This window comes from Bacillus paramobilis (assembly GCF_038096195.1).
Classification (GTDB): domain Bacteria; phylum Bacillota; class Bacilli; order Bacillales; family Bacillaceae_G; genus Bacillus_A; species Bacillus_A mobilis.
The window spans coordinates 15,759-30,113 of record NZ_CP151108.1 but is presented as its reverse complement, the minus strand read 5'-3'; the positions used below and the strand labels follow the sequence as shown (position 1 = coordinate 30,113).

Genomic DNA, 14,355 nt, shown 5'->3' with positions numbered 1-14,355 from the left:
CACTTTTCTACAATAGAAAACAGGAGGTAGGCCCTCCTGTTTTTAATACTTTTGAACGCCTAGTTTAACCGTTGTTGTTGCTCGTTTTGTACCACGATAAAACGTAAGAGTCATTTTATCATTAATTTTTTTATCATATAAGGCCGTACGGAATCCGATAATATCGCGAACTGGTTTTCCATCTACTGCTACAATCACATCGTGTTCTCGTAAACCAGCATCTACACCTGGCGAAGGACTTTTCACATCTAAAATGCAAACTCCCTCTGTTACATTACCTGGTAAATGCAATGTTTTTGACCAATGGTAATTTGGAATCTCATTTAACGATCTAAGTTCAATTCCAACATACGGTCTCCTTACTTTTCCGTACTTCTCTAATTCATTCATAATTGGAACAGCTCTAGTAACTGGAATAGCTAGTCCAATTCCTTCTACTTCTTTTGCTGCAATTTTCATTGAGTTAATGCCAATTAATTGACCTGCCGCATTTACAAGCGCACCACCACTATTACCTGGATTAATCGCTGCGTCTGTTTGCAATACTTCTACTTGCCAATCGTAATGTCCATCTTGATCCAAATCTACAGGAACAATACGTTCCTTAGCCGAAATAATGCCTTGTGTGACGGTTCCAGAAAATTGCAGCCCGAGTGGGTTTCCAATCGCAATGACCGGTTCTCCTCTACGAACAGTATTAGAATCGCCAATCTCAATTATTTTTTTCACATGCTTTGCATCTATTTCTAGTACAGCCAAATCTGTGACTACATCCGTTCCTAATACTTTTCCCGGAACCTTCTTACCATCACTTAAACTTACTTCAATACGATTTGCTCCAGCAACAACATGATTATTCGTTACAATATAAGCTTGGCCATCTGCTTTTTTATAAATTACACCCGATCCTGTACCAGCTTCTGAATCTGCCTCTGAAAAATTATCTCGTTGAATATTAATAACGCCAACAACAGCTTCAGACGCACGATCAACAGCATCAACAAAGCTAATCTGTTTAATTCCTTGAGCTTCAGCCATATTACTTCCACTTGCTTCAGCTTGCGGAAGCGCGCCCGCATCATTTGCAAATAAAGGAGCTCCAAATGCAAATAACGAAGCTCCTACAATTGTTCCTGCTATACTAGAAATAACAATACCTTTATGCTTCTTTTTTCTTGCACGTTTCATACGATAATTTTCTTCATCAATAAAGGACATATTTGTTCACCCATCTTCCTGAAAACAACTATATTCACCTTTATTGTTTACTAAAATGAAGAATTATACGTATTGAATTTTTGTAGGCATTTTCGGATCTGTATCATGAATTTCGAAGGCTTCTCCCACTCCAAATCCTTTTTCCTCTAATACTTGTGATACTGACATACGTGCTAGTTCTTTCATGTTATTATCTAAACTTAAATGGGCTAAATAAATATGTTTTGTCTCATCTGTAATTACATCCGCCATCGCTAATGCAGCATCCTCATTACAAACGTGCCCCACATCACTTAAAATACGTCGCTTAATACTCCATGGGTAACGTCCCATACGAAGCATTTCCACGTCATGATTACTTTCAAACACGAAAGCGTTAGCCCCCTTAATAACACCTTTCATACGGTCACTCACGTATCCCGTATCTGTAATAAGGGCTAACTTTCTATTATTGTTATGAAAAGCATAGAACATCGGCTCTGCCGCATCATGAGAAACCCCAAATGACTCGACCTCAATATCACCGAATGTTTTCACATCCCCAACTGAGAAAATAAACTTTTGCTCAGTTGGGATATTTCCTATTAAATGTTCCATTGCATTCCATGTTTTCTCATTTGCATAAACAGGTAAATCATATTTACGTGCCAATACACCTAACCCTTTAATATGGTCACTATGTTCATGTGTTACAAGAATACCTGATACATCATTTATATTTAGTTCTGCCTGTTTAAATAAAGCCTCTGTTGCTTTACCACTTAAACCTGCATCGACGAGTAATTTTTTTTCATCTGTTCCTACATATAGCATATTCCCTGTACTTCCACTTGCAAGTACGCTAAAGTGCAAACCCATTCTTTCTCACTCCAGTATGTTCATCAACCACTTGATTTTCCCTTTCCCCTAATTCCATAACTTGTCCTTCAATTGCATTTACAAAGAAGTCCTGCTTCTGCTCCGTTTTTAAATTCCATGTTGGAGCAAGCACCTGGTTATTAGAAGTAGATGCGGTAAGGGTGGCATAACCAATTTGTGCTTCTTTTACATGTGTATTCCCATGAACTTTATTTTTTAAATACAGATTCTCTAAAGCCGTTTGAGCAGTAATAATTTCTTGCTGTTTCGTTTTTTCACTTTCGCCCATTTCTTTTAAATCAGTTAGCATCGTCTGTGTGTACGACACAAGTTCATTTTTTTCATTTAATTCCACAACAATCATTGCCTGATCGTTATAGAAAATAGGCTTATCTTTATACTTTTGGAAGAAGTAAATTTTAGAGTCTTTCATCGCCCCATACTCATACTTTTGTCCATCCAATACATAGTTCTTCAAAAAATCACTATACTTATCTTTCGATAATGATTTTGTATTCAAAAAGGGCTCTTTTAGCTTACTTTCTATCTTGTACATATTTTGTATATGCGCTGTTTGATTTTTTAAAGATTGTACATCTTCTTCTTTAAATGCCTTGTTTTCCGCCCTAATAAATGACTCTTTTTTCGGTTCTTTAGGGAAATTACCCATAGTAATTTTGTTTGCTTTTAATTCTTGATCTATCTTTGTTTCTGCAATAAGCTCCAATTGATTACTATCTTGCTTTTGAATGAATTGAAAAATGAGAAAGAGGTCCAAAACAAAAAAGGTCACAATAAATATGGTTTTAATCCGATCCCAATCCATTTAGTCCTCCCTCACTCCACTCATATATTTTTTGTTTGCCAGCTTCATCTTCAACAAACTTTACATACCAAATTGGCTGTAGTCGAGCCACTTGCCCATCTAGTGATAATTTGTATCCAATACCAACGTCTTTAATGAATCTTTTATCTACCGCGGCGTTATTTTCTAAGGATGCTATTACAACGTGACCTGATGGAAGAGTAACCTTCTGTTCTATGCCTTTCGTATTTAAAGACAACAGCGGTCTTTCATATTCCATTACGTCTTCTGATCCCCATACTTGTCTCAATTCAGCTAATCCATCTGTATTGAATACGGAATATCCATCTTCGTGTAAACGGAATACCGTCTGTCCTTTATTCATATAGTCCAAACGATATGAATCCAAACTCCCACTGTGACCATTTACAAAATCAAAACTTTTTTGTAAAAGCATTAAATTATCTGTCGTTTTCTCACTTGAAACCGAAGAATTTTTATACTTTAACATATGCTGATCGTTTTCAATCTCCATGGACCTAATACCATCTGTAAATGTTTCTTTTGATTTCTCAGTAATAGGGCTTAAATAACGTGGGTCACTAAAAAGAGCATTCTTAAATGTATCAACCGCTAAATTAGATGAAATATATGTTATATTACTTAATTCTGTCGTTCCATCTGGTAAAAATAGCTTTTTCATATCATTAATTTGATAGTCAAAATAAGGTTTTGCCGATACTATAAATTGATTTTGTGCATTTACAATATCTTTTAAATATACACCACTTAATTTTGCTTCATATATTCTAGAGTTATCACCATCAGAAACAAAATTAATTTTAATTTCTTGATCTCTACTTCTAGAAGGATCAAGAATAATTCGATTAAAATGTTTAGGTTTACCTATACTTTTTTCTTTCATATTAAACATAGATTTAACTGCATCAAATGGGATGTTGGTAGGAAAAATAAGTTCAATTTTCCCTTCACCATGCACATAAGAAAGGAAATCACCTTTAGCAATCGATATCTCTTTGAAATCATATAATTCCCCTGCTTCCAAAGGTTTATAGATTGATTCTATATCTCCCTCTCTTTTGCTCCCGTAATGATTTTTATCTTTATGCACGATGATAGAAGTAGGACGGACAACATCAGCGATTTTAGTTTGAGTAGTTCCTTCATTTCCCTGCACAAATTTTGCGTTTTGCATAGACGTGGAATCTGGCACATACGTCCATAAGTTAAAAGTAAGAAATAAGCTAATTACAACTAAATTAATTAAAACTATCGTTTTAACATTTTCCATACTCATTCCCAATCGTCCTCTTCATCCGCTGCCATCGGCAATGTGAAGTAAATAGTTGTCCCTTTTCCTTCCTCACTCTTCGCCCAAATCGAGCCACCATGTGCCTCAATCATTTCTTTCGCAATTGCTAATCCAAGTCCTGTACCACCCATTTGTCTTGAACGTGCTTTATCTACGCGATAGAAACGTTCAAAGATTTTATCGACATTTTCTTTTGGAATCCCCATTCCTTGGTCACTTACACTAATCTCTAATAATTCCCCACGATCACGTAAGCGATATGTTACTGTTCCACCTTCTGGTGAATACTTTAATGCATTCGAAATAATGTTATACAAAACTTGCGTAATTTTATCCGTATCCATATCAATAAATCGGGATTTCTTAGAGAAGGATCGTTTAAAACTTACGTTTTGCTCTTTAGACATTTCAAAACGATCAATAATGTTATTAAAGAAGTCAGTAAAGTCGACCCATTCTTTCATTAAACGGTGTTCTGTACTATCGAGTTTAGAAAGTTGCAATAATGCATTTACAAGTCTAATCATTCTTTCTGTTTCTTCTTGTGTAACTGTTAAAAATTGTGGTGCAATATTTGGATCTTGCCACGCGCCATCCGTAAGTGCTTCTAAGTAACTGCGCATCGTTGTTAATGGTGTTCTTAATTCATGGGAAACGTTTGCCACAAACTCACGGCGTTCCCTTTCTATACGCTCCTGCTCAGTTACGTCATATAATACAGCTATTAAACCATTTGCTTTCCCTGTCTCTTTTTGAATAACAGAGAAACTAGCACGTAGAATATACGGCTCATTTCTCGTACTAAAATCTAATAAAACGGAATCAGGCTCTTCGTATAAATGATCGAGCGTAAATTCTTCTTGTATCCCTAATACTTCTAAAACAGATTGATCGAGCGCCGTTTCACGCGAAACATTTAGCATCTTTTCCGCAGGATCATTTAATAAAATAATGTCCCCTTTTCGGTCAGTAGCAATTACTCCATCTGTCATATGCGATAAAACGGATGATAATTTACGTCTTTCACTTTCCGTTGAAGAACGAGCTTGTTGTAATTTTTTTGATAAATTATTGAAAGATAATGCTAATTGTCCAATTTCATCATGGCTATGCACTTTTACTTTTCTTGAATAGTTTCCTTTTGCCATTTCAATCGCTTGTCTTCGCATATCTGAGATTGGTCTCGTAATCGTTTGAGCTAACAAAATTCCAAGTACAGCTGTTACGAGTAATGCAATAACGGTTCCAGTCGCAAAAATTTGATTAATATCCTTCATCTGTTTATAAACATCTTCCATAGATGCAACAATGTAAATAACACCAAGTGGATCCTTGCCGTTATCATCTATAATAGGAGTAAGCATAACTTGTACACGATGGCCTGTACGACCATCCTTCTCAATTTTCACTTCTGGCTTTTTTTGTACCAATACCCGTTGAACAGCAATATCAGTTGATGTTCTATTTACCTTGTTTTGCTTTGACTCATCTGAAATAGCAAGTAACTTTCTATTCGAATCAAATACACTTACCTCTTGGATATCTTTCTTTCGGTCAGAGGCAAATTTTCGAATTGAAGTTTTAATCGTTTCATCTGTTGATTCTGTTTCTGCTTTTGTATGACTTTTTTTAAACTCTTGTTTCAAGTTATATGCTAATAAGTTCGTTTGCTGCGTTAAAGAATCTCTAAATCCTTGTACAAGACTCTTTTCTAACTCCCTTACGAAATATACTCCAATAACTTGCATAGCTATTAATATTAATAGCATATATATGAGTACAAATTTTAAATGAATAGATTGAAAAAAACCGACTTTCTTCATATACTATTCCTGCTCTGGGTCACGCAAGTAATACCCTACTCCACGTCTAGTTACAATTAAAGTAGGATGACTCGGATTATCTTCAATTTTTTCACGTAAACGACGTACTGTTACATCTACTGTACGTACATCTCCAAAATAGTCATAACCCCAAACTGTTTGCAATAAATGTTCGCGAGTCATAACTTGCCCTAAATGTTTTGCTAAATAATGTAGTAGCTCAAATTCACGATGTGTAAGTTCAATATTTTCCTCACGTTTCGTTACACTATACGCATTTGGATTGATAACAATTGGTCCAATAACCATTTCCGTGTTTTCTTCTTTTTCTGCAGCACCACCTTGTTGATGGCGGCGTAAATTCGCCTTCACACGAGCAAGTAATTCCCTCGTACTAAATGGCTTCGTTACATAATCATCTGCCCCAAGCTCAAGCCCTAATACTTTATCAATTTCAGAGTCCTTTGCTGTAAGCATAATAATCGGCATTTCTGAGCTTTTACGTATTTCACGACAAACCTCTAAGCCATCCTTACCTGGTAGCATAATATCTAATAAAACCATATCCGGCTGCTCTTCATTCGCTTTTTCAATTGCTTCATCACCATCATGCGCCATTACAATTTCAAAACCTTCTTTTTCTAGGTTGAACTTCAAAATATCCGCAATCGGCTTCTCGTCATCAACTACTAAAATTTTCTTTCCCATCATCGTCTATTTCCTCCTTATAAAGTGAAACTTTAATCAGTGGGTGTTTTCTTCATTATCCACTGATTATTAGCCCTCACCAATCGGGCTTTTACGGGCAGTTGATCCCACATCTTCTTTTCTTTCGTTGAATTTTAAAGTGGGAGCTTACCGCCCGGTAAATAGCGGGGTAAAAATATGGTCAATATCCCTAAACACATTGATGTCTACATAGTATGTCCCTATATGACCGCATCTTTTGCTTAAGTACTTTCTCCTCTATTCTCACAGACTCATGTATGATCCACTTTTACACGGAATCCTATACGATCTATAGAAAAACCTCTAGCTTCAACTGCTAGAGGCTCCTCATTCTATTTTAAAATAACTACTCAATTTTGTAAAATTACACAAATAAAAAGGATATTAAGTGGGCCCACTTAATATCCTGAGAGTGGCTCGGGACGGAATCGAACCGCCGACACGAGGATTTTCAGTCCTCTGCTCTACCGACTGAGCTACCGAGCCAAAACTATATATAAAACCACTAATGGTGGTATAAACAAAAGTGGCGGTCCCGACCGGGGTCGAACCGGCGATCTCCTGCGTGACAGGCAGGCATGTTAACCACTACACCACGGGACCAAAAATGAACATAAAAAAACATGACCCGTACGGGATTCGAACCCGTGTTACCGCCGTGAAAGGGCGGTGTCTTAACCACTTGACCAACGGGCCACGAAAAATAAAATGGTGAGCCATGAAGGATTCGAACCTTCGACCCTCTGATTAAAAGTCAGATGCTCTACCAACTGAGCTAATGGCTCATACTCACCAACGTCATATTTTCGTGACGACAAGATGTATCATAACATGTTTTCTTTATGTTTTGCAATACCTTTTTTCATTTTTTTATAAAAGATAAGAAAAAACTCATGCGGACATGAGTTTTTTCTCAAAAATATCAATTAAGCTTCGTATACGTTACGAACGATATTTGTTTGGTTACGATCTGGTCCAACTGAGAACATAGATAATTGAATTCCTGTTAACTCAGAAACACGTTCTACGTATTTTCGTGCATTTTCAGGAAGCTCGTCTAATGATTTTACACCAGTAATATCTTCTGTCCAACCTGAAAGCTCTTCATATACAGGCTCACATTTCGCTAAAATGTTTAAGTTTGCTGGAACTTCATCGATAACTTCGCCATTGTATTTGTAAGCAACACAAATTTTAAGAGTCGGAATACCTGTTAGAACATCGATAGAATTTAATGATAAATCTGTTAAACCACTAACACGACGTGCATGTCTTACAACAACGCTATCGAACCAACCTACGCGGCGTGGACGACCAGTTGTCGTTCCATACTCACGACCAACTTCACGAATTTGATGACCGATTTCATCATTAAGCTCAGTAGGGAATGGACCATCACCTACGCGGCTTGTATATGCTTTACATACACCTACAACGCGAGTAACTTTTGCAGGACCAACTCCAGTTCCAACTGTTACACCACCAGCAATCGGGTTAGAAGATGTAACGAACGGGTACGTACCGTGATCGATATCAAGCATAACACCTTGTGCACCTTCAAATAATACACGGTGATTGTTATCTAGTGCATCATTTAATACAACAGATGTGTCGCATACATATTGTGCGATTTGTTGTCCATATTCGAAGTACTCTTCAAAGATTTCTTCTACGCTGAAACCTTCTGTATCGTACATTTTTTCAAACAAACGATTTTTCTCTACTAAATTGCGCTCAAGCTTCTCTTTAAATGCTTCACGGTCTAAAAGATCAGCCATACGAATACCGATACGAGCAGCTTTATCCATATATGCAGGACCGATACCTTTTTTCGTTGTACCGATTTTGTTATCACCTTTACTCGCTTCTTCTAACTCATCTTGTTTTAAGTGATAAGGTAAAATAACGTGCGCACGGTTACTTACACGTAAATTATCAGTACTTACACCACGATCATGTAAGTATTTTAACTCTTCAAGTAATGCTTTCGGATCTACTACTAAGCCATTTCCGATTACACAAATTTTCTCTTTATAGAAAATACCAGATGGAATTAAGTGTAATTTATATTTAACTCCGCCGAAAACAATTGTATGTCCCGCGTTATTTCCACCTTGATATCTTGCAACTACTTCCGCATGCTCAGAAAGAAAATCAGTGATTTTACCTTTTCCTTCGTCGCCCCATTGTGTTCCTACAACTACTACTGAAGACATTATTAAAGCACCTCCGCGATTTTCAAACGATCTATTCAAACAATATAATTGTACCAAAACCGAAAAAGAAGTCAACCAAAAAGCGAACATTTTTTTATTAAAATTCATTTTCGTTCGTAAGAATTATATTTTCACATTATGAAAGCCTTATCTTTTCTATATAAAAAAAGAAACACATCTTATTATAAGAAATGTGTTTCTTTTTTATACTGCCTTTATGCCCCATCTTCAAAGCGTCGTTCTAGGTTGACGAATTTATTAAATTCCTTAACAAACGCAAGCTCTACTGAACCTACGGGACCGTTACGCTGCTTTGCAATAATAATTTCAATCGTATTTTTATTTTCCGTTTCTCGGTCATAGTAATCTTCACGATATAAGAAGGCTACAATATCAGCATCCTGCTCGATACTTCCCGATTCACGAATATCAGACATCATCGGACGTTTATCTTGACGAGATTCTACACCACGAGATAGCTGTGACAAGGCAATAACAGGCACTTGCAATTCACGCGCAATCCCTTTTAATGTACGAGAGATCTCAGATACTTCCTGCTGACGGTTTTCTCCTGATTTCCCGCTTCCTTGAATAAGCTGTAAATAGTCAATCAAAACCATCCCAAGACCTTGTTCTTGTTTTAATCTACGACATTTCGCTCGAATCTCATTTACTTTAATCCCTGGTGTATCATCAATATAGATACCAGCATTAGAAAGGCTCCCCATCGCCATCGTTAATTTCGCCCAATCATCAGAAGTTAATGAGCCGGTACGAAGTCTTTGTGCATCAATATTTCCTTCTGCACAAAGCATACGCATAACAAGCTGATCAGAGCCCATCTCAAGACTAAAAATCGCTACATTTTCATCCGTTTTCGTCGCTACGTTTTGTGCGATATTTAATGAAAATGCGGTTTTCCCTACTGATGGACGTGCCGCTACGATGATTAAATCATTTCGCTGGAAACCTGCGGTCATCTTATCTAATTCAGTAAATCCAGTTGGTATCCCAGTAACTTCACCTTTTTGATTATGCAAAAGTTCAATTTTATCGTAAGCATCTACAAGAACATCTTTAATGTTTTGGAATGCTTTTGCATTCGTTTGGTGAGATACTTCTAATATTTTTTTCTCAGCCTCATTTAAAAGGCCATCCACATCATCTTCTCTCTCATACCCATCAGACACGATATGAGTCGCCGTTCGAATCAAACGACGTAAGAGCGCCTTTTCAGCGATGATTCGTGCATAATATTCTACGTTAGCAGCAGTTGGAACGACTTCTGCTAGTTCTGCTAAGTAAGAAACCCCACCAACTTCTTCTAATAATCCTTGATCAGCCATTGCTGATGTCATTATTACTAAGTCAATCGGTTCTCCTTTATCAGATAACCCAAGCATGACTTCAAAAATCTTTTGATGTTTCGTTCGATAAAACGAGTCAGGTACCAATAATTCCGATGCTGCCGTTAATGCATCTTGATCAATTAATATGGCCCCTAAAACTGCCTGCTCAGCCTCTATATTATGCGGAGGGGTACGATCAGCCATTACATCACTCATACGCAATCCTCCTTGCTTAACTTATTTTTATTGTTCACTAACATGAACTTTTACTGTTGCTGTTACTTGCGGATGCAATTTCACAGTAACGTTTGTATAGCCTAATGCACGAATTGCATCATCCATTTCAAATTTACGCTTATCAAGTTTAATCTTGTGTGATTTTTGCATTGCATCTACGATTTGTTTACTTGTGATTGAACCAAATAGACGGCCACCTTCTCCAGATTTAGCCTTTACTTCCACAGTTAGTTTCTCTAACGTTTCTTTTAATTGTTTTGCACTTTCAAGCTCTGCCTCTGCATCTTTTTCTTCTTTGCGTTTTTGAGCTTCTAAAGTTTTCATACTGCTATTTGTCGCCTCAGCAGCTAATCCTTGTTTTAGTAAGAAGTTATTTGCATAGCCATCTGGTACGTTTTTTACTTCTCCTTTTTTCCCTTTACCTTTTACGTCTTTTAGAAAAATTACTTTCATGATTGTGTGCCTCCCTGTAAATAGTCATCAATAACAAATCGAAGCTTCTCCTCAGCTTCATCTACTGTAACATTTTTCATTTGTGTGGCTGCATTCGTTAAATGCCCGCCACCGCCTAAATTCTCCATAATTAGCTGCACATTCACTTCACCTAAAGACCTGCCGCTAATTCCAATGAAATTCTCGCCACGTTTTGCAATAACAAATGATGCAATAATCCCTGTCATTGTTAATAATGTGTCCGCCGATTGCGCAATAAGAACTTGATCGTAGTAATCATCACTATCCACTTTTGCAATCGCAATTCCATTTGTATAAATGTACGCATTTTTAATAGCTTTTGCAACCCGTAAGTACTGATCCATATCTTCTTTTAAAAGCTCTTGTACAAGTACAGTATCTGCACCATGTGAGCGTAAATAAGAAGCGGCATCAAACGTACGAGCACCTGTCCGGAATGTAAAGCTTTTCGTATCAACAATAATACCCGCTAACAATGCTGTCGCTTCTAACATTGTCATTTTTAAATTTTTCGGTTGGTATTCAAGTAATTCTGTAACAAGTTCTGCCGTGGAAGAAGCATATGGCTCCATGTACACAAGCAATGGATCTTCAATAAAATCTTCGCCTCGGCGATGATGGTCAATAACAACTACATTTTCAATTTTGCGTAACAGCTTTTCTTCCATCACCATTGAAGGTTTATGCGTATCAACAACAACAAGTAAAGAATCATCATTTGCAAATTCCATCGCTTGTCCGGGTGTAATAAAGTGAGACCATAACTCTTCGTTTTGTTTCACTTTATCCATCAAACGCTTAATTCCTTTATCAGAATCATTTTCATCTAATACAATATATCCTTTGCGCTCATTTAATTGCGCTACCTTTAAAATACCAATCGCAGCACCAATTGCGTCCATATCAGGAGCCCTGTGCCCCATTATAATGACATTACTACTTTCTAATACTAAATCCTTTAACGCATGCGAAATAACTCTGGCACGTACACGAGTACGTTTTTCAACCGGATTTGTCTTACCACCATAAAACTTAACTTTACCTGTCGCTTGTTTAATAGCCACTTGATCTCCACCACGGCCGAGCGCAAGGTCTAAACCGGACTGGGCCATTGCTCCAAGCTCTGATAAAGGTAAATCACCGGATCCAACACCTACACTTAAGGTAAGAGGTATATTCCTTTTGGACGTTTCTTCACGCACCTGATCTAAAATGCTAAATTTCCCTTTCTCCATCTGCGCTAAAATACTCTCATTTAGTACAACGAAGAATCTTTCTGAAGATGCACGTTTTAAATATGCCCCATACTTAACAGCCCATTCATTTAGCCGTGACGTTACAAGACTTGTTATATTCGTACGTAATTGATCATCTAACCCTTGTGTAACTTCATCATAATTATCTAAATAAATGACAGCTAAAACAGTGCGTTGATCCTCGTACATCTTTTCAATCTCTGTTTGTTCCGTTACATCAAAGAAATAAATTAACTTTTCTTCTTTCCTTACAAAGACACGAAACTTTCGATTATTTAATGAGACTATATCATCGGAAGTTTCTCCTTTAATAAAAAGAAGTAACGTTTCCGATACATCATAAAGGTGCCATCCAGCTAATGCATGCTGTCCTAGGCATGAAGATAAATAAGGATTCGCCCAATCAATCCCATAATCCTTATTGTATAACAAAATACCAATCGGCATTTGGTTAAATGCCTCATTACTCACTTTCTTTACCCTTGTAATCATCTCTGTCGTATGTTTTTCAAAGTTCTTTTGAAAGGTAAGTTCAAATCGTACAACAACAAAAAGGACGATACAAAAAATGAAAAAGGAGACTATCCCCATCATTAAATGAAAGTAACAAAGGATCGAAATGAGCACAAACACAAAAAATGCCAATACATAAACAGGATATAAAAACCACTGTTTCTTATAAAATTCAGGCATGTATACAACTCCTATAAAGTAAAACTAACTCATCTTCCAGTTAGTTAAACAGATTAAAATAGTATAAGGAATATGACTTTATCCTCCTATTTTAGAACGCAATGAAATCCCTAAATCAATTATACCTAAGATTGTCACAAGAGGAAACAGCATCGGAATAAACATGCAGACAATAAAACTAATAATAGGAACCCCTTTCGTAAAACCTTTGCTATGCGCTAGAAAAGCGATAAATGTCAGACCTTGCAGTACTAGTAGTAAAGCAAATATGACATATAGGTTAGAAAATACCATATGTAAATATGATGTCGGTTCTACTTTTATAAAAGTTGATAGCAAAATAAATATAACGTAATACCAAACAATACTCTTTGGTAATTGTATATCTTTAAATTTAGGCCAAGGCGTAACGTCATGTTTTAGTTTTCTCAAAACACTACCTGATATCATAACTGTAATCCAAGAAAAACATACCGAGACCATTACAAGTAGACTTGGGAATAAAGTTTGTAACACATCATTAAATTGTGTAAATAACTCTTTTTGTTCTTTACTAATAGGCATACCCGCAGCATTAACTATCTTTTCACTTTGCGCCATACTTTCATTAAACATATTTTGCATTTGCTTCATTAAATCTATGTTAAAAAACTTTATACTCGCAACATAAATGAGCATAATACCAATTAAGTACGCAAGCGTCCCCGCCATCAAAATTTCTACCGGCTTTTTTCGTTTTTTATACATATGTCCTAAAACGATACCTATCAATCCAAACATAGTTGTCTTTACTAGGTTCATCGGTTGACTGACAATAACAGTAATAAAAAGTGCCGCCGTAAAAATCACAAAGGCGTTAGATAATCTATATCTTATCGTTAGCAATATAAATGGCAATGGCAACGCAAACGTTACAACTGCACCTAAAATCGGAACATACATAGATATGAGCAATAACATTGCATATATCGCTAACAGTGCTGCACCCTCAGTAATAAATTTCGTATTCTTCATCATCTATCCTCTCTTTCAAAAAAAGAAAAGCATAGCAAAATGCACAGTAGAGTCCGACTCTACTGTGCATTTCATACGCTATTATTCACCAACATATGGTAAAAGTGCCATTTGACGAGCACGTTTAATTGCAACTGTAAGTTTGCGTTGGTATTTTGCGCTTGTTCCTGTTACACGACGAGGTAAAATTTTACCACGCTCAGAAACGAAACGTTTTAATAAATCAACATCTTTATAGTCAATGCGAGTGATGCCGTTAGATGTGAAGAAACACACCTTACGACGTTTCGCACGTCCACCTTTGCGTCCTGCCATGTCTATTCCCTCCATTCTTTGTTAAAACTAACTAA

Annotated in this window: 12 protein-coding genes and 4 tRNA genes; all 16 read right to left on the bottom strand. The window is 36.7% G+C overall.

The features are described from left to right. Nucleotides 1-42: 42 nt before the first annotated feature. The 16 genes from AABL52_RS00170 to rpsR all read right to left on the bottom strand — a co-directional run bounded on the left by AABL52_RS00170 (nt 43) and on the right by rpsR (nt 14,320). A complete protein-coding gene (locus AABL52_RS00170; RefSeq protein ID WP_097845638.1) occupies nt 43-1,218 on the bottom strand; it encodes a S1C family serine protease in 1,176 nt (391 codons plus the stop codon). A gap of 63 nt (nt 1,219-1,281) precedes the next feature. Beyond that, nucleotides 1,282-2,076 (bottom strand): MBL fold metallo-hydrolase, encoded by a 795-nt coding sequence (locus AABL52_RS00165; RefSeq protein ID WP_000522836.1) that lies wholly within the window; start codon nt 2,074-2,076, stop codon nt 1,282-1,284. Beyond that, nucleotides 2,060-2,902 carry a two-component system regulatory protein YycI gene (locus tag AABL52_RS00160; protein WP_097845639.1) on the bottom strand — a complete coding sequence of 281 codons (843 nt, stop codon included), beginning with the start codon at nt 2,900-2,902 and terminating at the stop codon, nt 2,060-2,062. The genes AABL52_RS00165 and AABL52_RS00160 overlap by 17 nt, the downstream gene beginning before the upstream one ends. Next, entirely contained in the window at nt 2,883-4,199 is a 1,317-nt protein-coding gene (locus AABL52_RS00155) for a YycH family regulatory protein (RefSeq protein WP_000061594.1), read from the bottom strand. Before AABL52_RS00155 ends, AABL52_RS00160 begins: the two co-directional genes overlap by 20 nt. After that, entirely contained in the window at nt 4,196-6,037 is a 1,842-nt protein-coding gene (walK, locus tag AABL52_RS00150) for a cell wall metabolism sensor histidine kinase WalK (protein ID WP_000755360.1), read from the bottom strand. The genes AABL52_RS00155 and walK overlap by 4 nt, the downstream gene beginning before the upstream one ends. Nucleotides 6,038-6,040: 3 nt before the next feature. After that, a complete protein-coding gene (gene walR, locus AABL52_RS00145) occupies nt 6,041-6,748 on the bottom strand; it encodes a cell wall metabolism DNA-binding response regulator WalR (RefSeq protein WP_000971865.1) in 708 nt (235 codons plus the stop codon). 431 nt (nt 6,749-7,179) lie between these two features. Next, a tRNA-Phe gene (locus AABL52_RS00140) sits at nt 7,180-7,252 on the bottom strand. 41 nt (nt 7,253-7,293) lie between these two features. After that, nucleotides 7,294-7,369: transfer RNA gene (locus tag AABL52_RS00135), tRNA-Asp, on the bottom strand. A 21-nt stretch (nt 7,370-7,390) separates the two neighbouring features. Continuing rightward, a tRNA-Glu gene (locus AABL52_RS00130) sits at nt 7,391-7,462 on the bottom strand. A 13-nt stretch (nt 7,463-7,475) separates the two neighbouring features. After that, a tRNA-Lys gene (locus AABL52_RS00125) sits at nt 7,476-7,551 on the bottom strand. A gap of 141 nt (nt 7,552-7,692) precedes the next feature. After that, nucleotides 7,693-8,982 carry an adenylosuccinate synthase gene (locus tag AABL52_RS00120; RefSeq protein WP_000100234.1) on the bottom strand — a complete coding sequence of 430 codons (1,290 nt, stop codon included), beginning with the start codon at nt 8,980-8,982 and terminating at the stop codon, nt 7,693-7,695. A 215-nt stretch (nt 8,983-9,197) separates the two neighbouring features. Beyond that, nucleotides 9,198-10,547, bottom strand: a complete 1,350-nt coding sequence (gene dnaB, locus AABL52_RS00115; protein WP_001286239.1) for a replicative DNA helicase — start codon at nt 10,545-10,547, stop codon at nt 9,198-9,200. 27 nt (nt 10,548-10,574) lie between these two features. Beyond that, complete coding sequence (gene rplI / locus AABL52_RS00110) at nt 10,575-11,021, bottom strand: 50S ribosomal protein L9 (RefSeq protein WP_000864239.1); 447 nt, start codon at nt 11,019-11,021, stop codon at nt 10,575-10,577. Continuing rightward, a complete protein-coding gene (locus AABL52_RS00105) occupies nt 11,018-12,991 on the bottom strand; it encodes a DHH family phosphoesterase (protein ID WP_001113902.1) in 1,974 nt (657 codons plus the stop codon). The genes rplI and AABL52_RS00105 overlap by 4 nt, the downstream gene beginning before the upstream one ends. Nucleotides 12,992-13,069: 78 nt before the next feature. After that, nucleotides 13,070-14,005 (bottom strand): YybS family protein, encoded by a 936-nt coding sequence (locus tag AABL52_RS00100; protein WP_341518714.1) that lies wholly within the window; start codon nt 14,003-14,005, stop codon nt 13,070-13,072. An 81-nt stretch (nt 14,006-14,086) separates the two neighbouring features. Continuing rightward, nucleotides 14,087-14,320 carry a 30S ribosomal protein S18 gene (rpsR, locus tag AABL52_RS00095; protein WP_000918874.1) on the bottom strand — a complete coding sequence of 78 codons (234 nt, stop codon included), beginning with the start codon at nt 14,318-14,320 and terminating at the stop codon, nt 14,087-14,089. Nucleotides 14,321-14,355: the final 35 nt, after the last annotated feature.